We start from the raw sequence: 21,839 nt of genomic DNA on the forward strand, positions 1-21,839 counted from the left end.
TCACTTCTCCGATCACCTCCTTTCTCATGTGCCGACGACGCTACGCCCGCCCGGCGAGGGAGGCCAAGGGTTTTCCTCAGGGTGAACTCCGCAGCACGAGCCGACCGGGATCAGGCGCGCCGCAGGTGCGCCCACTCCCCCGGGTAGTCGTCGAGCCACTGGGCGAGCGAGCGCGCGGGCCGGCCGACGAGCCGGCCGACGTCGTCGGAAACGTGCGCCAGCTCGCCCGCGGCGATGGCGGTGTACGACGTGACCCACCCGTCGAGCTCGAACGGCTCCGCCCCGTACCCGGCCCGGGAGGCGTACGCCTCCTCCTCGGTCTCGGGGTGGTAGGTGACGTCGCGGCCGGCGGCGCGGCCGAGCGTCGCCGCGACCTCGTCGAGGGTGAGCGCCTGCGGCCCGGTCACCTCGTAGGTGGCGCCGTCGTGGCGGGCGGGCCGCTCGTCGAGGATGACGGCGGTCGCGACGTCCGCCACGTCGTCGTGCGACACGGCCGCCACGCGCCCGTCCGCCGCCGGGCCGCGGATCACGCCGTCGTGCCCGACGAACGTGCTCAGCGCGTGGAAGTAGAGGTTGTCGCGCAGCACCGTCCAGCGCAGCCCGGTGCGCGCGGCGACGTCGGCGAGGTGCTGCTCCGTGTGCCAGTGGTCGCGGGCGAACGTGAACACGGCGTCGGGCGCCGCGCCCGCGAACGACGTGTAGACCACCCGCTCGACGCCGGCCGCCGCGGCGGCGTCGATCGTCGCGACGTGCTGCGCGACGCGGTCGGGGGCCTCGCGCGCGCTCACCAGGAACACGGTGCGCACGCCGTCGAACGCGGCCCGCATCGCGTCGGCGTCGTGGAAGCCGTCGGCGACGGCGACCTCCGACACCGGCAGCGCCCGGCCGTCGCTGAGCCGCGGCGCGCGCGCCGGGTCCCGCACGACCAGCCGCTGCCGCGCGCCCTCCGCCGCGAGCCGGAACGCCAGTCGTGACCCGAGCCGCCCGCTCGCGCCGGTCACGGCGATCAGCCCGTCCGCCGCCCATCTCGCCATGCCTCACGGTAGGCACGGATCAGGGGCGGGGCTCGGCGAGAGGTGAGAATGGGCCGGTGACCGCCACCCCGTACCGCGTGATGACCGTCTGCACCGGCAACATCTGCCGCTCCCCCATGGCCGAGATCGTGCTGCGCGAACGGCTCGAGGCCGCCGGGCTCGGCGACCGCGTGGTCGTGGACTCCTCGGGCGTGAGCGACGAGGAGCACGGCAACCCCGTGGACGGCCGCGCGCGCCGCACGCTGGCCGCGCACGGCTACCCGACGGGCGACGGCCACCGCGCCCGCCAGGTCACCCCCGCGGACCTCGCCGACCACGACCTGGTCCTGCCCATGACCGCGCAGCACGCGCGCCGCCTGCGCCGCCTCGCGGACGGCGCGGCGGGGTCCGCCGGCCTCGCCGAGATCCGCCTGTACCGGTCGTTCGACCCCGACGCCCCCGTCGTCGAGCCGGGCGGTGACGAGCACCTGCTCGACGTCGACGACCCCTGGTACGGCGACGAGTCCGGCTTCGAGACCACCCTGGCGGAGGTCGAGGCCGCCGCCGACGGCGTCGTCGCGCACGTCCGCGCCCGCGTCCTCGGCGCGTCGTGACGCGTGAGGTAGCAGGAGACCCTGACTACCTCGCGAGTCTCCGTACTACCTCGGTGGGTTCCGTACTACCTCGGCAGATCCTGCACCACCTCGGCGTGTCGGGTCCTGCCTCGCGGGGTGGCGGCCGTGCCGGGTCCCGAGGTGACAGGATCGGCACATGACGACCCCGCCCGCCCTGCTCACCGTCCGCCGCGCCCGGGAGGACGAGTGGCGCGAGACCCGCGACCTGCGCCTGGCGGCGCTCCAGGACCCGGCGGCCCCGGTGGCGTTCCTCGAGACGCACGACGTCGCGGCCGCGCGGCCGGACACGTTCTGGCAGGAGCGGGCGCGCGGCAACGCGACGAGCGACGCGGTGGCGGCGTTCGTCGCCGTCGACGCCGACGGGCGCTGGGTCGGCACGACGACCGGCCTGGTCGAGGAGCCGGGCGCGACCGACGTCCTGGGCGGGCCGGTCACGCAGCGGCAGGTGCACCTGGTGGGCGTGTTCGTCCGGCCCGAGCACCGCGGCGCCGGCCTGCTGGCGCGGCTGTTCGACGGCGCCCAGGACTGGGCGCGGAGCCGCGGCGTCGAGCGGGCGCGACTGTGCGTGCACGTCGACAACCCGCGCGCCCAGGCCGCCTACCGCAAGCTCGGGTTCACGCCGTCGGGCGAGCGCTTCGTCCTCGAGCAGGGCGAGGAGGTCGAGCTGGTGCGGGCGCTGTGACCGCCCGCCGGGACGGGCGGCCGCGGCCGAAGGCGCGGCGCCACCAGGCGGCCACGCCCTGCGGTTCCGGCTCGGCCGCTGGCGCCGCGGCGGGCACGTAGGCGCCGACCCAGCGGGAGATCTCGCGCCAGACGACGTCGCGGACGGCGGGGGCGGAGAGCGTGACGTCGTGCATGGCGCCGTCGATGCGCACCAGCGTGACGAGGCTGCCCAGTGCGGGCACCCGGCGCGCGACGCCGCCCACCTCGAGCACGGAGTCGGTGGTCATCATCTCGGGGCTCCACCGCACGGGCGCCGTCGAGCGGGCGGACAGCAGCACCAGCACCGGGACGTCGATGCCGAGCCCGCGGGACACGCGCTCCTGCCCCTGGAAGATCGCGGACAGCCACGCCGGGGTGGTGCGCCAGCCCGTGTCGGGCCGCCAGGCCGGGTCGATGTCCCACGCGCCGTCGAACCGCCGGGACACGCTGCGGGTGTAGAACCCGAGGTCCACGTTCACGAGGTGGCTGCGCGGCGCGAGCGCAGCCTGGGCGCGCAGGCCCGGCTCCAGCATCCACCGGCCCACGCTGCGGGTCTGGAACTCGAGCCACGGGCTGTTGAGCACCAGCGCGTCCGCGCGGCCCGGCCGGTGCGACACCCACAGGCTGAGCACCAGCCCGCCCGTCGAGTGGCCCATGAGCACCAGCCGGCGGCCCGACGACGGCTTCGGGCCGTGGCCGAGCACGGCCAGCGCGGCCTCGATGTCCTCGTCGTACGTCGCCAGCGCGGTGACGAAGCCCGGCGTCTGGTGCTCGCGCAGGCTGCGGCCGTACTTGCGCAGGTCGAGGGCGTAGAACCGCGCGCCCTGCCGCTCCCAGAACGCCGCGAGGTGGGTCTGGAAGAAGTAGTCCACCCAGCCGTGCACGTACAGGACGTCGATGCCCGCGTCCCGCCCGGTGTCGCCGGCGGGCGGGCCGGACGTCGCGACGCCGGGCTCGACGGCCCTCCGTACCAGCGTCGCGACGACGTCGCCCTCGAAGTCCGGCTCCAGCGGCAGGGTCAGCCGCTCGAAGCCGGGCAGCGCGTCGGGCTCCCACGCGCTGCTCGTGCCGGCCTGCTCCACGACCCGAAGGTAAGGAACTCGGCCCGCCCGCGCGACCGGGCCGTGCCGGACGACCGGCTACACCACGAGCCAGAGCAGCCAGGTGAAGACCAGTCCGAGGACGGCGATGATCGTCTCCATCACCGTCCAGGTCTTGAGCGTCTGGCCGACGGTCATGCCGAAGTACTCCTTGACCAGCCAGAACCCGGCGTCGTTGACGTGCGACAGGATGAGCGAGCCCGCGCCGATGGCCAGCACGAGGAGCGCGAGGTGCGTCGGTGTCAGGCCCGTGGCGAGCGGCGCGACGATGCCCGACGCGGTGACGATCGCGACCGTCGCGGACCCGGTCGCGATGCGCACCAGCACGGCGATCAGCCAGCCGAGCAGCAGGATGGACAGGCTCATCGCGACGGCGGCCTTGCCGATGGCGATGCCCGTGCCGCCCTCGACCAGCACGGCCTTGAAGCCGCCGCCGGCACCGACGATCATCGTGGCGCTCGCGATGGGCTTGAGGCTCTCCGTCATCTTCGAGCCGAGCGTGCCGAGCGAGAACCCGACGCTGGTGCCGAACGTGATCATCGCGAGCAGGACGGCGATGAGCAGCGCCACCAGCGGCTCGCCGATGAACGACACGAACGGGAAGAACCACGAGTCCGGGCTGGCCCAGACCTCGACGCCCGCGCGCACCAGCATGAGGATCACCGGGCTGAGGATGGTCACCAGGGTGAGCACGAAGGTGGGGTTGCGGGTCTTGACCGTGCCCGGCTCCCCGGAGCCGCCCGCCTCCTCGGCGACGATGCCCCCGCCGCCGCCCTGCGCGCCGATCGGCACCAGCCTCGCGGCGAACCGGCCCCACACCGGGCCGGCGATGATCACGGTGGGCACGGCGATGAGCAGGCCGAGCGCCATGGTGATGCCGACGTCGGCGCCGAGGTTGCCGATGGCGGCCAGCGGCCCGGGGTGCGGCGGCACGAAGCCGTGCAGCACCGACAGCCCGGCCAGCGCCGGCATGGCCAGCAGCATCGCCGGCAGGCCCGAGCGCCGGACGGCCAGCATGATCACCGGGATCAGGAGGACGAGCCCGACCTCGAAGAACATCGGGATGCCGATGAGGAACGCGATGAGCGCCATCCGCCACGGCAGGCTCCCGGTGCTGCCGCGGAAGATCTTGTCGACGATCTCGTCCGCTCCCCCGGAGTCGGCGAGCAGCTTGCCGAGCATGGCGCCCAGCACCACCAGCACGCCCACGGTGCCCAGCACGTCCCCGACGCCGGTCTCGAACACCCCGGCGACGTCGCCGAGCGGGATGCCGGACCCGATCGCCACGAACAGCGACCCGATGGTCAGGGCCAGGAAGCCGTGCATCTTGAGCATCGTGATGAGGAGCACCACCACGGCGATGCCGATGGCGGTGACCACCAGCACCTGCGTGTCGTGCTCCGACCACGGCTGGTTGATCAGCGCGAGCGTGTCGTCGTCGTCCCCCGCGGCCTGCAGCAGCGCGTGCATCGGGTTCCTCCTGTCTCAGCGGGTGCCGCTCCCGGTGCGTCGCAGCGCGTGGCCGGGGAGGGCGTCGGTGCGTGCGCCGTCGTCGATGACGGCGACGCCGTCGACCAGGACCAGGTCGATACCCGTCGCCTGCTGGCGCGGGTCCTCGAACGTGGCCGCGTCCTGGACGGTGTCGGGGTCGAGCAGCACGAGGTCCGCGGCGTAGCCGGGGCGGACCAGGCCGCGGTCGACCAGCCTCAGCCGCGCCGCGGGGCGGCCCGTGAGGTGGTGCACGCAGTCCTCGAGCGTGAGGACGCCGAGCTCGCGCACGTACCGTGCGAGGTAGCGCGGGAAGGTGCCCCACGCGCGCGGGTGCGGGCGGCCGCCCACGAGGATCGCGTCCGAGCCCCCGGTGTGGGTGCGGTGCTGCATGATCGCGCGCACGTTCTCCTCGTGGCCCACGTGCTGCAGGATCGTCGTGCCGAGCCGGTCGGCGATCAGCTGTTCCACGAACACGTCGCCCGGCGCGCGGCCCTCGTCGCGGGCGATCGCCTCGACGGTGCGGCCCACGCGGCCGGCCAGCGCCGGGTTCTGCACGCCGCTGATCTCGATCGTGTCCCACTCCGCGACGCAGCCGTGGCAGCCGTCGGTGCCGACGTGCTCCAGCTCGTCCACGATGCGCTCGCGGTCGGCGGGGTCCGCCAGCCGCGCGAGCAGCGCGTCCGTGCCGCCCGAGAACGACCAGCTCGGCAGGATCGCGCTGAGCGTCGTCGAGCCCGGCAGGTACGGGTACGTGTCGAGCGTGATGTCGACCCCGTCGCCCAGCGCCGCGTCGATCAGGGCGAGCAGCTCGCCCGCGCGGCCCTTGTTGGGCGCGAAGTTCATCGTCGCGTGCGTGAGGTGCAGCGCGCAGCCCGTCGCTCGGGACAGGTCGATCATCTCGGCGTACGCCTCGAGCGCGCCCTTGCCGTACGACCGGTGGTGGGGGCTGTAGTAGCCGTCGTGCGCGGCGACGACGCGCAGCAGCGCGGCGAGCTCGTCGTCGTCGGCGTACATGCCCGGCGTGTACGTGAGGCCGCTGCTCATGCCCAGCGCGCCCTCGCGCATCCCCTGGGCGAGAAGCTCGCCCATCCGGGCGACCTCCACGGGCGTCGCCGAGCGCTCGTCCGGCCCGACGACGAGGTGCCGCAGCGTGCCCTGCGGCACCAGGTAGGCGGCGTGGCACGCGATCCCGCGGTCCAGGCGGTCGAGGTAGCCGGCCACGGACTCCCAGTCCCAGGCGAAGCCCGGCGGGTCGTCGTTCCAGCCCGCGATCTGGGCGCGGATCGCGGTGCGCGTGCGCTCGTCCACGGGCGCGAAGGACAGGCCGTCCTGGCCCAGCACCTCCAGCGTGACGCCCTGGCTCACCTTCGCGGTGTGGTCCGGGTTCGCGAGGATCTGCACGTCGGAGTGCGCGTGCATGTCGATGAAGCCGGGCGTCAGCGCGCGGCCCCCGGCGTCCACCGCGCGGTGGGCGCCCGCCGCGCGGGCGTCGGAGCGGCGGTCGTCGACGGCCGTGACGCGCCCGTCGGTCACGGCGACGTCGGCGACGACGCCCGGTGCGCCCGTGCCGTCGAGCACCAGCGCGTCGCGGATCAGCAGGTCGGCGGCCATGCCGCTGCCCCTCAGAACCAGGTCCGGACGAGGTCGACGACGACCGGGTCGGCCGTGTCGGCGTCGTCCACCACCGGCACGAGGGTCCACTTGTCCATCGCCGTGCACGGGTGCGACAGACCCAGCCGCAGCTCGTCGCCGATGCGCAGGTCGACGCCGGCCGTGGCGTCCCAGCGCAGGAAGCCGTGCTGGTCGTTGAGCGCGGTGACCTGGACGCCGGGGACGGCGGCGGGCTCCTCGCCGGCCGCGCGCGGGCGGCGCAGCTGGACCTCGGGCAACCCTTCGTCGAACGGCAGGTCGCGCTTGCCGGCGTCGAACAGTGCGAGGCCCGGCTCGGGCTGCGAGCTCACGCGCACCCACCCGTGCATCGCGCTGCGGAACCTCGGCCCGCCGCTGCGCGGCTCCTCGCCCAGCGGGGAGACGTGCCGGTAGAAGCCGTCGTCGTGCACGATGTAGGCGCCGCTGCGCAGCACCACGCGCGTGCCCGTCGCGACCAGCGGCGCCATGACCTCGTCGACGACGTCGAAGTACGCGCTGCCGCCCGCCGTCACGACGGGCACCTCCACCTCGTAGCGCCCGTCGGCCGCCAGGCGCTCGTGCACCTCGACCATGTCGCGCAGGTAGCCGCGCACCACGTCCCGGCTGTGGGCGTCCGAGTCGTGCGCCAGTGCGCCCTCGTACCCCCCGACGCCGGCCAGGCGCAGGTGCGGCGACGCGACCACGCGCTCCGCCGCCGCCAGCGCCGTGTCCAGGTCCCGGGCGCCCGTGCGGCCGCCCGCGCCGCCGCGCTCGACGAGCACGTCGATCGGCGGGCGCGAGCCCGAGGCCTCGACGTGCGCCGCCAGCGCGTCGTGCATGAGGTCCACCGCGACCGGCGAGTCCGCCCAGACGAGCACCCGCAGGTCCCGGTCGGCGGCCAGCTCGTCCGCGATCCAGCGCAGCGCCAGCGGCGAGATCACGCTGTTCGCGACCATCACGCGACTCACGCCGAACTCGAGGGCCACGCCCAGCTGGAACGGGTTCGCGACCGTGATCGCCCACGCCCCGGAATCGACCTGCTCGGCCCACAGCTGTGGCGCCATCGTCGTCTTGCCGTGCGGGGCGAGGTCGAGGCCGCGCTCCGCGCACCAGTCGGCCATCACGCGGAGGTTGGTGTCGAGCGCGGACCGGGACAGCGTGAGCAGCGGGGTCGGCAGCTGCGACAGGCGCGGGCGGCGCTCGCGGACCTCCGCGACGGTCAGCCCCCACAGCTCGGGCGGGATCGCCTTGTGCCGCCGGCCGACGCGCTCGCCCTCCCGGGCGGCGACCTTCTCGCGGTCGATCCGACAGGTGTCCTCGGCTCCGGTACCGTCCATCGTCAGGCCCTCCTCGTTCCCCCGTCGACGGTGCGACGATGCCGCACACGCCGCTGAAATGCACGCCGGGTCCAGAGCGGCCGTACCACCCCCGAAAGGACGAGCCAATGGCTGAGCAGACCTCGAAGACCGCGATCTCCACCGACCAGGCCCCCGCCCCGGCCCACACGTTCCACCAGGGCGTGCGGGTCGGCAACCTGCTGCAGGTCTCCGGGCAGGGCCCCGTGGACCCTGCGACCAACGAGTACCTCTACCCGGGCGACGTCGCCGCGCAGACGACGCGCACGCTGCAGAACGTCGAGGCGATCGTCCAGGCCGGCGGCGGCACGATGGCGGACGTCGTCATGCTGCGCGTCTACCTCACGACCCGCGACGACTTCGGTGCCATGAACGACGCGTACGGCGCGTTCCTCACCGAGCGGCTCGGCCCGGACGCCGTGCTGCCGTCGCGCACCACCGTCATGGTCGGCCTGCCCCGCGAGGAGATGCTCGTCGAGATCGACGCGCTCGCCTACGTGGAGTGAACCTCGGCCGGGCGGGCGAGGTCCGGCGCGGGCAGGAACGTCACCGGCACCTCCGGCACGACGTCGCGCAGCCAGTCGGCGAAGAACGCCATCCCCGCCTGCTCGGCCGGCACGTGCCCGGCCACGACCAGCCCCTTCGGCGCGCCCCGACCGGTCGTGCCGAGGTGCGCGGCGTCCACGGCGTACGACTGGGTCTCCCACTCGTGGGCCTCCCCCACGACGACGGCGTCCACGTCGGCGCGGCGCAGCAGCGCGCGGTTGCGCGCGAAGCCGCGGAACCCCAGGTCCAGGCCCACGCGGCGCACCGGCTGGTCGGGGTCGCCCACGAAGCGGGCCGTGCGCGAGCCGAGCGCCGTCGCGACGTGCGTGGCCAGGGCCCCCAGCGTCGTCGGGCCGACGTCGCACACCGATGCTCCCTCGGCGGCGGGGTCGAGCGACCAGCCCAGCGCGCGGGCCGCGCCCTCGTCGACGCCGTCCGGGCGCCGGTCGTGCCAGGCGTCGTGCGCGCGCCACAGGACGAGGCCGTGCTCGGCCACGAACGCGCGCTTGGCGGCGAGCACGGGGTCGCCCTCCGCCTCCAGGTCGGGCACCGAGGCGCCCGTGTGGTCGTAGTCGGGCGGCTCGTGCGTGACGACGACGTTCGCGCCCGCAGCGACGGCGCGCTCCAGCACCTCGAGCGTGGCCAGCGTCGTCACGGCGACGCCGCGCACCACCGTGCCGGGGTCACCGGCCACCAGGCCGTCGACCGTCGTCGGCCGCCGCGTCACGGCCAGCGCCGCGGCCGCACGGGAGGCCAGGCAGGCGGCGGTGAGGGTCGGGTCGTGGGGCGTCGTCACGGCGCCACGGTAACCGCCGGGGCCGACGCTCGTGCCCGGCGCCCTCACGCCCGGCGGAGCAGCTCCGGCAGCGCCGTGACGTCGTCCAGCACATGCTCGGGCCGCGGCAGCGAGCCGTCGTCGGCCTGGCGGGCGAACTTGCCCGTGCGCACCAGCACCGTGCGGACGCCCGCGGCACGGCCCATCGCGACGTCCGACGAGCGGTCGTCGCCCACCACCCACGTGCGCCCGGGCTCCGGCGCCGGGCTGACGGTGCTCAGCGCGAGCCGCAGGAACTCCGTGCTCGGCTTGCCCAGCGTGCGCGCCGCCACCTCGGCGCCGTGCTCGATCGCGGCGACCACGGACCCGGTGTCGAGCGCGGGCCGGCCGCCGCGCAGGAACCAGCGCCCGTGCTGCAGCGCCAGCAGCTCCGCGCCGCCCAGGACGGCGCGGAAGGCGGCATCCAGGGCCGGGTAGTCGAGCACGTCGTGGACGTCGCCCACGAGCACGTGCGTCGGGTCGTCCTCCGGCCCGACGACGTCGAGGCGCGCGGCGAGCTGGTCGCGGACGGCGGAGGTGGCGAGCGCGTGCACCCGCGCGCCGGTGCCCTCGAGGTCGGCGACGGCGGCGTCCACCGGGGTGAACAGCTCGTCCGCGTCCAGGCCGAGACCCATCCCCCGCAGCCGCGCGACGATCGACGCCGAGTCCTGGGAGTCCGTGTTGGTGACGAAGCGGACGGCGTGCCCCGCGTCGCGCAGCGCCGCGACCGCCGCGTCGGCACCGGGGACCAGGCGGTCGCCCTCGTGGACCGTGCCCTGCAGGTCGAGCAGGACGGCGTGCCCGGTCACGGCCACGCTCCCCCGGTCGGGACCGGGCCGGGCACCCGCAGCGCCCCGGCGTGCAGCAGGTCGCGGACCCGCGACGCGAGGTCGGCCGGCGAGGCGCCGTCGTCCCGCAGGACGGCGCGATCGGCCGCCGGGTCGGCCTGCGCGCCGTGGACTTCCGCGGCGAAGGCCGCGTGCATGTCCCGCGTGGCGTCGGGGTCGTCGAAGCCGTGCCCCGTGCGTGCGGCCACGCGGGTCAGGCACACGTCGACGGGCGGCAGCAGGACGGCGCGGTGCACGGCGATGCCCGCAGCGGCGGCGCGGGCCGCGAGGTCCCGGGCGGCGTCGCGGTGCAGCACGCCGTCATAGACCACCCAGGCGTCGGACCGCGCGAGCTCCACGGTCGCGGCGAGGGCGGCCCGGCCGGCGGGCGCGGTCTGGGGCGCCGCCTCCGGGAGCCAGGGGTCGACGGCGCCGCGCCGCCACCGGCCGAAGAACCAGTCCGCCTCGAGCAGCGCGGACGGGTCGAGCAGGTCGGCGAGGGCCGCCCCGACGGCCGACTTCCCCGAGCCCGGCGGTCCCGACACCACGACGACGTCACCCACGGTGCCTCAGAAGATCCCGCGGGCGCGGCGGCGCTCGCGCCACCGCTGCACCTCGCGCTCGACGTCGCGCGTCGGGGTCACGACCGGCGGGCCGCCCATGAGCTGCCGGCGGGCGTCGATCACCCGCGCGTTGAACTCCTCGACGGCATCGCGGACGCGCCGCTCCTCGGGCTCGCGGTCGAGCGTCTCGTCCAGCTCGGCGTCGTCGCGGCGCAGCTGCGCCGCCGGGAGGACGCCGGTGATCTGCTCGCGCTCCACGAGGTTCTTGAGCCACCAGTCCGGGTCGTGCGTGCCGCGCAGCCCGGGGATGGGCTTGCCTGCCAGCGGCAGGTCGTCGAACTCGCCGCGCCGGATGGCCTGGTCGACGACGGTGTCCACCCACAGGGCGCGGTCGTCCATCCGGCGCCTGGCCCGGCCCGCGCCGGCGGCCTCCTCGTCGGGTGCGGCGTCGCCCGCCTCCTCCGCGGCCGCGGCGTCGGCGGCCGCCTCCCGGTCCACCTGGTACTGCGCGGCCCGGCGCGCCGGGTCCTTCTCCGTGTCCTGGCGTCGTCGGAACATCGGCATCCCCTCGGGTCGGCTGCTCCCAGCCTAGGGCGGACCGGGCCACCGCCGCGGGGACCGGACCCGGCATGATGGCCGTATGAAGGTCTCGCGCCGCAGCCACGTGCCGCCGTTCGCCGTCATGCAGGTGCTGGCCACCGCCAACGAGCGGCGTGCCGCCGGCCACGACGTGCTCAACCTGTGCGCGGGCGAGCCGTCGACCGGCGCCTCGGACGTCGTGCGGGAGAAGGCGGCGGAGCTGTTGCGCACCGCGGACCTCGGCTACACGGAGTCGATGGGCGTGCCCGCGCTGCGCCGCGAGATCGCGGGGCACTACCGGCGCTGGTACGACGTCGACGTCGACCCGGCGCGCATCGCCGTGACGACCGGGTCGAGCGGCGGGTTCCTGCTCGCGTTCCTCGCGGCCTTCGACGTCGGGGACCGGGTCGCGCTGGCCCGCCCGGGGTACCCGGCGTACAAGAACATCCTCGCCGCGCTGGGGTGCGAGGTGGTGGAGCTCGACTGCGGCCCGGACACCCGGTACCAGCCCACCGTCTCCCAGCTCATGGAGGCGTACTACGAGGGCGGGCTGGACGGCCTGGTCGTGGCCTCCCCCGCCAACCCGACCGGCACGATGCTCCCGCCCGCCGAGCTGGCCGCGCTGGCGCGCTGGTGCGAGGAGCACGACGTGCGCCTGATCAGCGACGAGATCTACCACGGCATCGCCTACTCGACCGATGTACAGCAGGCCACGGCGGCGATGTACACGGATGCCGGGGCCGTGGTGGTGAACTCGTTCTCCAAGTACTGGGCCATGACCGGCTGGCGGCTGGGCTGGCTCGTCCTGCCCGACGAGCTGGTCGGGCCGGTCGACGCGCTCGCCGGCAACGTGGCCCTCTCGCCTCCGGCGCTGGCGCAGCACGCGGGCGTCGCGGCGTTCTCCCCCGCCGGCTACGCCGCCGCCGCGGAGAACGTGGCCCGGTACGCGGCGTCGCGCGCCGCGCTGCTCGACCGCGTGGACGAGCTCGGCTGGCGCCCCGTCGCGCCCGCCGACGGTGCGTTCTACCTGTACGGGAACGTCGCCGGCTTCCGCGACGCCGTCGGCGGCGACTCGGTGACCTACTGCCGCCGCCTGCTGGCCGAGGCCGACGTCGCGATCACCCCAGGCGCGGACTTCGACGTCGTGGGCGGGGGCGACTGGGTGCGCCTCTCCTTCGCCGCCGCGCCCGACGTCGTCTCCCGCGCCGTCGACCGCATCGTCGCCTGGCACCGCACGCTCTGACGCCGAGGTGGAACCCGCCCTCGCGAGGTGGTACGCACCTTCGCGAGGTAGTACGCATTCCCGCGAGGTAGAAGGGGCTCCCGCGAGGTCGTGGGCAGGAGGCCCGAGGCCGCGGTCGTGGGTGCGAGACGGCGCGTGGTGCGGGAGGCTCGCACTACCTCGTGCGGGTTCGTACTACCTCGGCAGGCCAGGTACTACCTCGACAGGGCTGGTACTACCTCGCGGGGGTGCGTACTACCTCGGCAGGGCTGGTACTACCTCGTGGACGGAGGGCGGATGATCCGGCTGGTGACGGCGAACGTCCAGCACGCGCTCGTGGACGGGCGGCAGGTGGACCTCGACCGGCTCGGGCAGGCGCTGGCCGCGCTGGACGCCGACGTCGTGGCGCTGCAGGAGGTGGACCACGGCCAGGCGCGGTCCGACGGGGAGGCGCAGGCGTACCGGGTCGCCGCGGCGCTCGGGATGCCGGAGCACCGCTTCGTCCCCGCGGTCCGCGGGTCGCTCGACCCGGCGTGGCGCCGCCGCCGGGCCCCCCGCACGGCCGCGGGCGACGACGGCCGCCTGCCCGCCCCGCCCGGCTACGGGATCGCGCTGCTGAGCCGGCACCCGGTGCGTGCCTGGCACGCCATGCGGCTGCCCGGCCTCAACCTGCCGGGCGTGCCGCCGCTCGGCGTGGACGAGCCGCGCGTCGCCGTCGCGGCCGCCGTGGCGACCCCCGACGGCCCGCTGACCGTCGTCGCCACCCACCTGTCGAAGACCGAGCCGTGGAAGGGCGCGCAGCTGCGGCGGCTGCGGCGCCGGCTGCGGCACGCGCCGCGGCCGCTGGTGCTGCTGGGCGACCTCAACACCCGCGGTGACCTGCCCGCCCGGCGCACGGGCTGGCGCGAGCTCGTGCACGTGCCGACCTATCCGCGCACGCGGCCCTGGCTCCGCATCGACCACGTGCTCGCGGACGGCCCGGTCACCGCGGCCGCCGCCGCGCGGGCCGTGGACCTGGGTGTCAGCGACCACCGCGCCGTCGTGGTCGACGTCGCGCTCGACGTCGCACCCGGTGAGGACGGGGGATGACGGACGAGCCCACCGGCGGCGTGCCCGACCGGTCCCACGGCCGTCAGGAGACTCCGGAGCAGCGCTCGGACCGCAACTGGAACGAGCTGCTGCAGGAGCTGCGCGTCATGCAGACCGGGGTGCAGATCCTCACCGGATTCCTGCTGATCCTGCCGTTCCAGAGCCGCTTCGCGGACCTGGACGACTACCAGCGCACGGTCTACCTCACGCTCGTGCTCGTGTGCGTGGCCACGACGGGGCTCCTCGTCGCCCCGGTGGCGCTGCACCGGGCCCTGTTCCGCAAGCACCTCAAGCGGTCGGTGGTGACGGGTGGCGACCTGATGGCGCGCGCCGGGCTGGTGCTCCTCGCGATCGCGCTGGCGGGCACGGCGGAGCTCGTGTTCGACGTCGTGCTGGGCCGCACGGCGGGGATCGTCGTGGGCGCCGCGTCGGCGGTCGTGCTGCTCGGCCTGTGGGCGGTGGTGCCCGCGTTCGTGCGGCACCGCCGGGAGTGACGCGCGGTCAGGCGGCGAGGTCGACCTGCTCGGCCGACTCGACGGGCGCGACCTCCGCGTCGCGGCGCGCGGCGGCCCGCGCCTTGCTGACGGTCAGCAGCGTCTGCGCGCCGATGACGATCCAGGCGAGGTTCGCGGCGGCGGACGGCCAGACGCCGTTCACGCCCGCGACGACGGTCATCACGACCGCACCGCACATGTTGGTGATCTGGAAGGCGAACGAGTTCGCGGTCCAGCGGCCCTTGCTCACCATCCCGTAGGCGATGAGCCCGGCGAGGGCGCCGGCCCACCCGAGGGCAGTAATCACGGTCAGCAGGGAGATCGTCATGACGGGCACCTCCGGGGGGTCGGCGTGGCACAGGTGTGCCACGGGAAGGAAGAGCTGAGGATGTGGGGACGCCGCTCCCGAGACCCGGGAACCGGAGAGGTCCGGCTGGCGTCGAAACGATTCTGCAGCACGACCTGCGTTCAGCACAATCAAATCCTTCTCCGACCGGCAGTTAGTATCTCTACATGGCCACAGACCCACGGAGACTTGCCTTCCTCCTTGCCGTGCATCGGGCCGGGGGCGTGCTCGCGGCAGCAGATCTTCTGCATGTCACCCCGTCCGCGGTGTCCCAGCAGATCGCCCGCCTCGAGGCCGAGGAGGGCATCGCCGTCCTCGACCGCGGGCCGCGCGGCGTGACCCTCACCCCGGCGGGCCGCGTGCTGGCCGAGGCCGGCGAGCGGATCGAGGCCGAGCTTCTCGAGGCCCGGCAGGCGATCGCCGGGCTCGGCGAGGGGGTGAGCGGCAGGGTCGTGCTGGGTGCCTTCCAGACGGCGATCCGTGCCGTCGTGGCGCCCATGCTGCTCGACCTGGCCGAGCAGTACCCGGCCGTCGAGGTGGACGTGCGCGAGCACGAGCCGGCCGAGGCGATCCGCATGCTGCGCGCCGGCGACCTCGACGTCATCCTCCTCGAGCGCGACGCCGACATGGACTCCCCCGCCCCCCGCGGCGTGCACGACGTCCCCCTGCTCGACGAGCCGTGGTGCGTCGTCGTGCCCGCCGGGCTGCCCATGCCCGAGCGCCTCGACGACCTGGCGAACCTGCAGTGGGTCGGCGCCGAGGCCGACACGGCGTCCGACCGCGCGCTGCGCCGCCTCGCCCGCACGCTCGGCACGACCGTCAGCCAGCGGCACCGCTTCTTCGACTTCGACACGGCGCTCGCGCTCGTCGCGGCGAACCAGGGCGTGGCCATGCTGCCCGCGCTCGCGCTCCAGGGCGGGGACGTGCCCGAGGGCGTCGAGGTCGCGCGCCTCGCGGGTCTCGGCACCCGCCGGATCGTGGCGCGGCACCGCGCCACGCGGCACGAGCCCGGCCCGGCCGTGCGCGCCGTCGTCGACGCGATGGTCGAGGTGACCCGCGACCTCGAGCTCGCCTGAGGGCCGCTCCCGCTCGCGACGCCGCAGGTCTCCGCCGCGCGACCTGGCGGGACCGCTCCTAGCATCGCGAGCATGAGCGACACGACGTCGGGGCCCGCCGGGTCGTCGGGGGCCGCGCCCCTGTCCGACCGCACGTTCGGCGCCGCGCGCCGCCTCTGGGGTCTGGTGTACCTGCGCGCGCTGATGTACCTGGCCGCGGGGGTCGTGCTGTTCGCGAACCCCGACCGCGGGCTCGTGTGGGTGCGGTGGCTCGTCGGCCTGGTGATCGTCGTCCAGGGCGTGCTGCTCACGCTGGAGGGCGCCCCCACCAAGCGGTCGGGCCGTCCGCAGGGTACGGGCGACGAGATCAGCTGGCGGCTGATCGCGGGCGTCGTCAGCCTCGTCGCCGGCGTCGTCATCATCGTCTGGCCGTCCATGACCGGCCCGGTGATGTACCTGGTCGTGGCGGTCTGGGCGTGCGCGGCCGGCGTGGTCGGCGTCATCGGCGCGCTGCGGGGTCGCGCGCTCCGCACGACGTCGTGGGACTGGCAGCTCGTCAACGCGGTGCTGTGGATCGTGCTCGGGCTGGTGATGCTGCTGCGGCCCAGCTCGGACGTCGCCACGGGCGCGCAGCTGCTCGCGCTCTACCTGGTGCTCGCCGGCGCGGTGCTGGTCGTGGGCGCGTTCGCCACGGGCACCCGGGACCGGGACGCCCGCAAGGCCCGGGACGGCGCCGCGGCCGGGTAGGATCGGGCGCGTCACACCGCAGCCCCGGCTGCCCACAACGCGGCCGCACCTCCGGGTGCGGTTGCCGCATAGCCGCTCGAACCGCGACGGGAGAGCTCGCGCCGCGCCCCCGCAAGGTGGCCGGCCGGCGCCGAAGGAGCAACCCTCCCCGGGAATCTCTCAGGCATCCGTACCGTCGTGGCGAGGCAACTCTGGAAAGCGGCCCTGCCCCGTCCTCGCGACGGGCGGGCCCACCGACGGTGCAAGTCGGCGCGCCCCGTCGACGTCGTAGGTCACGTCTGCGACGACGCCATGGCGGACCGGCAAAACTCTCAGGTCGACGCGCGCGCGTCCGATGACAGAGCGGGGAGGACCTGCCAGTCCCCCGCCTGCCCGGCCCGACCCACGGAGCTCCGACGTGACCACCCTCCCGGACGACTCGCACATCCTCACCGGCGTCGACCCCGACGTCTTCGCGGACCGGCACGTGGGCCCGCGCGGCCGCGAGGTCGCCGCGATGCTCGACACCCTCGGCCACGCGAGCCTCGACGCGCTGGTGGACGCTGCCGTCCCCGCGTCGATCCGCACCGACCGCCCGCTGGACCTGCCGGCCGCCCGCTCGGAGGCCGAGGTGCTCGCCCACCTGCGCGACCTCGCGGGGAGGAACCAGGTCAAGCGCCAGATGATCGGCCTCGGCTACTACGGCACCGCCACTCCCCCGGTCATCCGCCGCAACGTGCTCGAGTCCCCCGCCTGGTACACGGCGTACACGCCGTACCAGCCGGAGATCTCCCAGGGCCGCCTCGAGGCGCTGCTGAACTTCCAGCAGGCCGTGGAGGACCTCACCGGCCTGGGCATCGCGGGCGCGTCCCTGCTGGACGAGGCCACGGCCGTCGCCGAGGCCGTCGCGCTGATGTGGCGCGCCTCGCGCGCGAAGAGCGGGTACGTCGTGCTCGACGCCGACCTGTTCCCGCAGAGCCTGTCGGTCACGCGCGGCCGCGCCGAGGCGATCGGCCTGCCGGTGGTCGTGGTCGGGCTCGACGGCGGCCTGGCGGCGGGCCTCGACGCGTTCGTCGCGGCGGGCGGCACGCTCCCTGCCGGCGACCTGGTGGGCGTCGTGGTGCAGCAGGCGGGCGCGTCGGGCCGCGTGCTGGACGCACGCGGCGTGGTCGCGGAGGCCAAGGAGCGCGGCGCGCTGGTCACGGTGGCCGCGGACCTCCTGGCGCTCACCCTGCTGACCTCCCCGGGCGAGCTCGGCGCCGACGTCTCGGTCGGTTCGGCCCAGCGCTTCGGCGTCCCGCTCTTCTACGGCGGCCCGCACGCCGCGTTCATGGCGGTCCGCAAGGGCCTGGAGCGCCAGCTTCCCGGCCGCCTCGTCGGCGTCTCGACCGACGCCGACGGCGCCACGGGCCTGCGCCTCGCCCTCGCCACCCGCGAGCAGCACATCCGCCGCGAGAAGGCGACGAGCAACATCTGCACCGCGCAGGCGCTGCTCGCCATCGTGGCCTCGATGTACGCCGTGTACCACGGCCCCGACGGCCTCCGCGCGATCGCCGAGCGCACCCACGCCCGCGCCGCGGCCGTCGCGTCGGGCCTCCGCGCGGAGGGCATCGCGGTCGAGCACGACGTCTTCTTCGACACCGTCCGCGCGGTGGTCCCCGGCCAGGCAGGGCGCGTCGTGGCAGCAGCCGCGGACGCCGGCTACAACCTGTACAAGGCCGACGCCGACCATGTACAGATCGCCTGCGACGAGACCACCACCTCGGCGGACGTGGACGCCGTTCTCGCGACCTTCGCCGCCGCCACCCCCCAGGACGGCGGAACGCACCAGGGAGCGGGGAGGTCGGCAACCTCTCGCGCGGACGTAGACCTTCCCGAAGTGGAGGGCGCCCTGGCGCCCGTGAACGCGTCCGCGCGAGAGGTTGTCGACCTCCCCGCGGAAGTGACCCGACAGACGCAGTACCTCCAGCACCCCATCTTCCACCTGCACCGCAGCGAGACCTCGATGCTCCGGTACCTGCGGTCGCTGAGCGACAAGGACCTGGCGCTGGACCGCACGATGATCCCGCTGGGCTCGTGCACGATGAAGCTCAACGCGACGGCGGAGATGGAGGCCATCAGCTGGCCGGGCTTCGCGGACATCCACCCGTACGTGCCGGCTGACCAGGCGCTGGGCTACGCGGAGCTGGTGTCGACGCTGGAGTCGCAGCTCGCGGAGATCACGGGGTACGCGGGCGTCTCCGTGCAGCCCAACGCGGGCTCGCAGGGCGAGTTCGCGGGGCTGCTGGCGATCAAGGGGTACCACCGGTCGCGGGGCGAGGAGCACCGCGACATCGTGCTGATCCCGGCGTCGGCGCACGGCACGAACGCGGCCTCGGCGGCGCTGGCGGGCCTGCGCGTGGTGGTCGTGGCGACGGCGGACGACGGCGAGATCCAGCTGGACGACCTGCGGGCGAAGCTCGAGCAGCACGGCCCGCAGGTGGCCGGGATCATGATCACGTACCCGTCGACGCACGGCGTCTACGAGGAGCACGTCCGCGAGGTCTGCGACCTTGTACATCACTCAGGTGGTCAGGTGTACATCGACGGCGCGAACCTCAACGCGCTGGTCGGGCTGGCGCGACCGGGGGAGTTCGGCGGCGACGTCTCGCACCTCAACCTGCACAAGACGTTCTGCATCCCGCACGGCGGCGGTGGTCCGGGCGTGGGCCCGGTCGCGGTGGCCGCGCACCTGGTGCCGTTCCTGCCGGCGGACCCGACGCCGGGGATCGACGGCCACGACGGCATCGCGCCCGTGAGCGCGGCGCCGCACGGGTCGGCGGGGATCCTGCCGATCTCGTACGCGTACCTCGCCCTGATGGGGCCGGACGGGCTGACCGAGGCGTCGAAGGCCGCCGTCCTCACCGCGAACTACGTGGCGAAGCGCCTGGACCCGTACTTCCCGGTGCTCTACACCGGCGAGAACGGCCTGGTGGCGCACGAGTGCATCCTCGACCTGCGGCCGATGACCGCCGAGACGGGCGTGACCGCGGAGGACGTGGCGAAGCGCCTCATCGACTACGGCTTCCACGCCCCGACGATGTCGTTCCCGGTGGCGGGCACGCTGATGGTGGAGCCCACCGAGAGCGAGGACCTCGCCGAGCTGGACCGCTTCGTCGACGCGATGATCGCCATCCGCGGTGAGATCGACCGCGTCGCGGCGGGGGAGTGGACCGTGGACGACAACCCGCTGCGGCACGCCCCGCACACCGCGGCGAGCGTCGTCGCCGACGAGTGGGAGCACCCGTACTCCCGCGAGCGGGCCGCCTTCCCGCTGCCCAGCCTGCGGGGCGCGAAGTACTGGTCGCCCGTGCGCCGCATCGACGGGGCCAAGGGCGACCGCAACCTCGTGTGCGCGTGCCCGCCCCTGGAGTCCTACACGGAGCCCGCCCCCACGCACTGATCGCTGCCCACCACACGCGACCCGGGACACACCGAAGGGAGCCTCGATGGCCGAGGACCAGCAGGAGACGCAGGACAAGACCACGCCGCTGCACGACGAGCACGTCGCGCTGGGCGCCAGCCTCACCGGCTTCGGCGGCTGGCTGATGCCGCTGCGGTACACCTCCGACCTGGCGGAGCACCGCGCGGTGCGCGAGGCCGCGGGGCTGTTCGACCTGTCGCACATGGGGGAGATCCACCTCGAGGGCGCGGAGTCCGGCGCGGCGCTGGACCGGGCGCTCGTGGGCAACGCGAGCGCGATCGGCGTCGGCCGGGCGCGGTACTCGATGATCTGCGCCGAGGACGGCTCGGTGCTCGACGACCTCATCGTCTACCGCCTGGCCGACGAGCACTTCCTCGTCGTCGCCAACGCGGGCAACGCGCCGCGCGTCGCGGCCGAGCTTGTCGCGCGATCGGCCGGCTTCGACGCGCTCGTCACCGACCGGTCCGCCGAGACCGCGCTGGTCGCGGTGCAGGGCCCGCAGGCCGAGGAGATCGTCGCCTCGCTCACGTCCGACGACGACGTCGACACGGTCCGCGGCATGAAGTACTACGCGTCGGCGGAGGTCACGGTCGCCGGGATCGGCGTGCTGCTGGCCCGCACCGGGTACACGGGCGAGGACGGCTTCGAGCTGTTCGTGCCCGCCGACCGGGCGGTGGAGCTCTGGCGGGCGCTGCTGGCGGCGGGGGAGGGGCGCGGCCTCGTCCCGGCCGGGCTGTCCGCGCGGGACTCCCTCCGGCTCGAGGCGGGCATGCCGCTCTACGGGCACGAGCTCGACGAGACCACGACGCCGTACGAGGCGGGCCTCGGCCGCGTCGTGAAGCTCGACAAGACCGGTGCCGACGGCGAGCCCCTGCCGTTCGTGGGCCGCGACGCCCTCGCGGCGCGCGCCCGGAGCGCGCCGGCACGCGTCCTCGTCGGCCTGCGCGGGGAGGGTCGCCGTCCCGCCCGCGCGGGGTACGACGTCGTGCAGCGCGGCCTCGACGGCGCGGTGGGAGCCGTCGTCGGCCACGTGACGTCCGGCGCGCCGTCGCCGACGCTCGGCTACCCGGTGGCGATGGCGTACGTGACGCCCGAGGTGTCGGCCGAGGGCACCGCCCTCGCCGTCGACGTGCGCGGCCGCGCCGAGCCGTTCGTCGTCGTCCCGCTGCCCTTTTACCAGCGGTCGTAGGACGATCGTCCTGACCTCGTCCTGAGCCCGACCGTCGTCAAGCACGCAGAACCCGAAGGAGCAGTCCCCATGGCCGACTTCCCCGAGAACCTCCGCTACTCCGCCGAGCACGAGTGGGTGGACGACGCGTCGCCCGCCACGATCGGCGTCACGTCCGTCGCCGCCGACGCGCTGGGCGACGTCGTCTACCTCGAGCTGCCCGAGGTGGGCGTGACGATCGAGGCGGGCGCCGTCGTCGGCGAGATCGAGTCCACCAAGTCCGTCTCGGAGCTGTACTCGCCGGTGAGCGGCACCGTGGTGGAGGTCAACCAGTCGGCCGTGGACGACCCGGCCGTCGTGAACTCCGACCCCTTCGGTGCGGGGTGGCTCTTCAAGGTCGACGTGACCTCCCGCGGGGCCTTGCTGACGGCCGAGGAGTACGCCGCCCAGGCCGGCTGACGCTTTCCCGAATCTCGTGACCGAATCGTGACCATCGGGCCCGAATTGCGTTGATTGCCTGGGATAACCGCGCTGACCTGCGACGACATGGCCGGTCGCGCCCTTCGAGGGGGCGCGGCCGGCCGTCGTCGTCCTCGGGCGACAGCAATCCGCAGGATTTCGCGTCATGAGAGCGGCCCGTCCGCATCTTCATCCATGACGGCTTCCCCTGGTCGACCTTCGGTCGGCGGCCGTCGACGGAGGAAGAACGATGAGCACGATCGAAATGGCCCCGGTGACGAACCGTCTGCTGACGCGCCGCGAGCGCGTGGTCCTGTCCAACCTGTCCGAGGACGTCACCCTCGAGCAGATCGCGACCAAGCTGTTCGTCACCCGGAACACGGTGAAGTCGCAGGTGCGCAGCGTGTATCGCAAGATCGGTGTCTCCAACCGGGCGGAGGCCGTCGCATGGGCGCGACAGGCCGGCCTGGGAGTCGGCTGACAGCGGGTAGGTGCGAGCCCCGCCCGACGACAGGGGAGGTCGTCGGCGCGGGGCTCTCGCACGTCCGGGGACCGGCCACGAC

General features: G+C 74.6%; 22 protein-coding genes and 1 riboswitch. Of the genes, 12 read left to right on the forward strand and 10 right to left on the reverse strand.

All coding sequences use genetic code 11. The annotated features are described in order from the left end of the window. Positions 1-110: 110 nt before the first annotated feature. Positions 111-1,034: an SDR family oxidoreductase gene (locus ACH443_RS09125; RefSeq protein WP_430555632.1), complete on the reverse strand. Its 924-nt coding sequence runs from the start codon at positions 1,032-1,034 to the stop codon at positions 111-113. Positions 1,035-1,114: 80 nt separating this feature from the next. Here ACH443_RS09125 and ACH443_RS09130 point away from each other — a divergent pair, with 80 nt between their 5' ends. Then, the gene (locus tag ACH443_RS09130) at positions 1,115-1,627 is read left to right on the forward strand and encodes a low molecular weight protein-tyrosine-phosphatase (protein ID WP_430590227.1); all 513 of its coding nucleotides are present in this window, start codon (positions 1,115-1,117) and stop codon (positions 1,625-1,627) included. A 157-nt stretch (positions 1,628-1,784) separates the two neighbouring features. Beyond that, the gene (locus ACH443_RS09135) at positions 1,785-2,330 is read left to right on the forward strand and encodes a GNAT family N-acetyltransferase (protein WP_429762778.1); all 546 of its coding nucleotides are present in this window, start codon (positions 1,785-1,787) and stop codon (positions 2,328-2,330) included. On the opposite strand, the gene ACH443_RS09140 is transcribed toward ACH443_RS09135, so the two are convergent. From ACH443_RS09140 to ACH443_RS09155, 4 genes are read right to left on the reverse strand one after another with little or no spacing between them, the layout of a single operon-like run. Next, on the reverse strand, positions 2,263-3,432 hold the full coding sequence (locus ACH443_RS09140; RefSeq protein ID WP_430590110.1) for an alpha/beta hydrolase: 1,170 nt from the start codon (positions 3,430-3,432) through the stop codon (positions 2,263-2,265). The two genes, ACH443_RS09135 and ACH443_RS09140, sit on opposite strands and share 68 nt — an antisense overlap. Positions 3,433-3,489: 57 nt before the next feature. Continuing rightward, a complete protein-coding gene (locus ACH443_RS09145) occupies positions 3,490-4,920 on the reverse strand; it encodes a gluconate:H+ symporter (protein ID WP_430590111.1) in 1,431 nt (476 codons plus the stop codon). Between the two features lie 15 nt (positions 4,921-4,935). Next, on the reverse strand, positions 4,936-6,552 hold the full coding sequence (locus ACH443_RS09150; RefSeq protein ID WP_430590112.1) for an amidohydrolase family protein: 1,617 nt from the start codon (positions 6,550-6,552) through the stop codon (positions 4,936-4,938). Positions 6,553-6,563: 11 nt separating this feature from the next. Then, the gene (locus ACH443_RS09155; protein WP_430590113.1) at positions 6,564-7,907 is read right to left on the reverse strand and encodes an amino acid deaminase; all 1,344 of its coding nucleotides are present in this window, start codon (positions 7,905-7,907) and stop codon (positions 6,564-6,566) included. 107 nt (positions 7,908-8,014) lie between these two features. Between ACH443_RS09155 and ACH443_RS09160 the strand changes: the two genes are divergently transcribed. Then, positions 8,015-8,431 carry a RidA family protein gene (locus ACH443_RS09160; RefSeq protein ID WP_429762773.1) on the forward strand — a complete coding sequence of 139 codons (417 nt, stop codon included), beginning with the start codon at positions 8,015-8,017 and terminating at the stop codon, positions 8,429-8,431. On the opposite strand, the gene ACH443_RS09165 is transcribed toward ACH443_RS09160, so the two are convergent. From ACH443_RS09165 to ACH443_RS09180, 4 genes are read right to left on the reverse strand one after another with little or no spacing between them, the layout of a single operon-like run. After that, positions 8,419-9,267 carry a Nif3-like dinuclear metal center hexameric protein gene (locus ACH443_RS09165; protein WP_430555637.1) on the reverse strand — a complete coding sequence of 283 codons (849 nt, stop codon included), beginning with the start codon at positions 9,265-9,267 and terminating at the stop codon, positions 8,419-8,421. The genes ACH443_RS09160 and ACH443_RS09165 overlap by 13 nt on opposite strands. Positions 9,268-9,311: 44 nt before the next feature. Further along, entirely contained in the window at positions 9,312-10,094 is a 783-nt protein-coding gene (locus ACH443_RS09170; protein WP_430555638.1) for an HAD-IIA family hydrolase, read from the reverse strand. Continuing rightward, a complete protein-coding gene (locus ACH443_RS09175; protein ID WP_429762770.1) occupies positions 10,091-10,675 on the reverse strand; it encodes an AAA family ATPase in 585 nt (194 codons plus the stop codon). The genes ACH443_RS09170 and ACH443_RS09175 overlap by 4 nt, the downstream gene beginning before the upstream one ends. 6 nt (positions 10,676-10,681) lie before the next feature. Further along, entirely contained in the window at positions 10,682-11,233 is a 552-nt protein-coding gene (locus ACH443_RS09180) for a DUF1992 domain-containing protein (protein WP_429762769.1), read from the reverse strand. Between the two features lie 82 nt (positions 11,234-11,315). Between ACH443_RS09180 and ACH443_RS09185 the strand changes: the two genes are divergently transcribed. The 3 genes from ACH443_RS09185 (at position 11,316) to ACH443_RS09195 (ending at position 14,059) form a co-directional block, all read left to right on the forward strand. Then, complete coding sequence (locus ACH443_RS09185; protein ID WP_430590114.1) at positions 11,316-12,497, forward strand: aminotransferase class I/II-fold pyridoxal phosphate-dependent enzyme; 1,182 nt, start codon at positions 11,316-11,318, stop codon at positions 12,495-12,497. Positions 12,498-12,785: 288 nt separating this feature from the next. Beyond that, positions 12,786-13,565, forward strand: coding sequence for an endonuclease/exonuclease/phosphatase family protein (locus ACH443_RS09190; RefSeq protein ID WP_430590115.1), 780 nt, complete (start codon positions 12,786-12,788; stop codon positions 13,563-13,565). Further along, positions 13,562-14,059 carry a DUF6328 family protein gene (locus tag ACH443_RS09195; protein ID WP_430590116.1) on the forward strand — a complete coding sequence of 166 codons (498 nt, stop codon included), beginning with the start codon at positions 13,562-13,564 and terminating at the stop codon, positions 14,057-14,059. Before ACH443_RS09190 ends, ACH443_RS09195 begins: the two co-directional genes overlap by 4 nt. A 7-nt stretch (positions 14,060-14,066) precedes the next feature. Here the strand turns inward: ACH443_RS09195 and ACH443_RS09200 are convergent, their stop codons facing one another. After that, a complete protein-coding gene (locus ACH443_RS09200) occupies positions 14,067-14,387 on the reverse strand; it encodes a CBU_0592 family membrane protein (RefSeq protein ID WP_429762765.1) in 321 nt (106 codons plus the stop codon). Between the two features lie 185 nt (positions 14,388-14,572). Here ACH443_RS09200 and ACH443_RS09205 point away from each other — a divergent pair, with 185 nt between their 5' ends. From ACH443_RS09205 to ACH443_RS09230, 6 genes are all read left to right on the forward strand, one after another. Next, positions 14,573-15,481, forward strand: coding sequence for a LysR family transcriptional regulator (locus tag ACH443_RS09205; RefSeq protein ID WP_429762764.1), 909 nt, complete (start codon positions 14,573-14,575; stop codon positions 15,479-15,481). A gap of 72 nt (positions 15,482-15,553) precedes the next feature. Continuing rightward, positions 15,554-16,207, forward strand: a complete 654-nt coding sequence (locus ACH443_RS09210) for an HdeD family acid-resistance protein (RefSeq protein ID WP_430590117.1) — start codon at positions 15,554-15,556, stop codon at positions 16,205-16,207. A 77-nt stretch (positions 16,208-16,284) separates the two neighbouring features. Continuing rightward, positions 16,285-16,392: riboswitch (glycine riboswitch) on the forward strand. 149 nt (positions 16,393-16,541) lie between these two features. Then, the gene (gene gcvP / locus ACH443_RS09215) at positions 16,542-19,628 is read left to right on the forward strand and encodes an aminomethyl-transferring glycine dehydrogenase (RefSeq protein ID WP_430590118.1); all 3,087 of its coding nucleotides are present in this window, start codon (positions 16,542-16,544) and stop codon (positions 19,626-19,628) included. Between the two features lie 46 nt (positions 19,629-19,674). Further along, positions 19,675-20,838, forward strand: coding sequence for a glycine cleavage system aminomethyltransferase GcvT (gcvT, locus tag ACH443_RS09220; RefSeq protein WP_430590119.1), 1,164 nt, complete (start codon positions 19,675-19,677; stop codon positions 20,836-20,838). A gap of 69 nt (positions 20,839-20,907) precedes the next feature. Next, positions 20,908-21,276, forward strand: coding sequence for a glycine cleavage system protein GcvH (gene gcvH / locus ACH443_RS09225; RefSeq protein WP_429762760.1), 369 nt, complete (start codon positions 20,908-20,910; stop codon positions 21,274-21,276). A gap of 250 nt (positions 21,277-21,526) precedes the next feature. Then, the gene (locus tag ACH443_RS09230; RefSeq protein WP_429731230.1) at positions 21,527-21,757 is read left to right on the forward strand and encodes a helix-turn-helix domain-containing protein; all 231 of its coding nucleotides are present in this window, start codon (positions 21,527-21,529) and stop codon (positions 21,755-21,757) included. Positions 21,758-21,839: the final 82 nt, after the last annotated feature.

Source organism: Isoptericola sp. NPDC019571 (assembly GCF_044389385.1).
GTDB classification, from domain to species: Bacteria; Actinomycetota; Actinomycetes; order Actinomycetales; family Cellulomonadaceae; genus Isoptericola; species Isoptericola nanjingensis.

Coding starts and splice junctions, on each gene's coding strand:
- ACH443_RS09125 (WP_430555632.1), bottom strand. CDS start 1,034: ATGGCGAGATGGGCGGCGGACGGGCTGATCGCCGTGACCGGCGCGAGC.
- ACH443_RS09130 (WP_430590227.1), top strand. CDS start 1,115: ATGACCGTCTGCACCGGCAACATCTGCCGCTCCCCCATGGCCGAGATC.
- ACH443_RS09135 (WP_429762778.1), top strand. CDS start 1,785: ATGACGACCCCGCCCGCCCTGCTCACCGTCCGCCGCGCCCGGGAGGAC.
- ACH443_RS09145 (WP_430590111.1), bottom strand. CDS start 4,920: ATGCACGCGCTGCTGCAGGCCGCGGGGGACGACGACGACACGCTCGCG.
- ACH443_RS09150 (WP_430590112.1), bottom strand. CDS start 6,552: ATGGCCGCCGACCTGCTGATCCGCGACGCGCTGGTGCTCGACGGCACG.
- ACH443_RS09155 (WP_430590113.1), bottom strand. CDS start 7,907: ATGGACGGTACCGGAGCCGAGGACACCTGTCGGATCGACCGCGAGAAG.
- ACH443_RS09160 (WP_429762773.1), top strand. CDS start 8,015: ATGGCTGAGCAGACCTCGAAGACCGCGATCTCCACCGACCAGGCCCCC.
- ACH443_RS09180 (WP_429762769.1), bottom strand. CDS start 11,233: ATGTTCCGACGACGCCAGGACACGGAGAAGGACCCGGCGCGCCGGGCC.
- ACH443_RS09185 (WP_430590114.1), top strand. CDS start 11,316: ATGAAGGTCTCGCGCCGCAGCCACGTGCCGCCGTTCGCCGTCATGCAG.
- ACH443_RS09195 (WP_430590116.1), top strand. CDS start 13,562: ATGACGGACGAGCCCACCGGCGGCGTGCCCGACCGGTCCCACGGCCGT.
- ACH443_RS09200 (WP_429762765.1), bottom strand. CDS start 14,387: ATGACGATCTCCCTGCTGACCGTGATTACTGCCCTCGGGTGGGCCGGC.
- ACH443_RS09205 (WP_429762764.1), top strand. CDS start 14,573: ATGGCCACAGACCCACGGAGACTTGCCTTCCTCCTTGCCGTGCATCGG.
- ACH443_RS09210 (WP_430590117.1), top strand. CDS start 15,554: ATGAGCGACACGACGTCGGGGCCCGCCGGGTCGTCGGGGGCCGCGCCC.
- gcvP (WP_430590118.1), top strand. CDS start 16,542: ATGACAGAGCGGGGAGGACCTGCCAGTCCCCCGCCTGCCCGGCCCGAC.
- gcvT (WP_430590119.1), top strand. CDS start 19,675: ATGGCCGAGGACCAGCAGGAGACGCAGGACAAGACCACGCCGCTGCAC.
- gcvH (WP_429762760.1), top strand. CDS start 20,908: ATGGCCGACTTCCCCGAGAACCTCCGCTACTCCGCCGAGCACGAGTGG.
- ACH443_RS09230 (WP_429731230.1), top strand. CDS start 21,527: ATGAGCACGATCGAAATGGCCCCGGTGACGAACCGTCTGCTGACGCGC.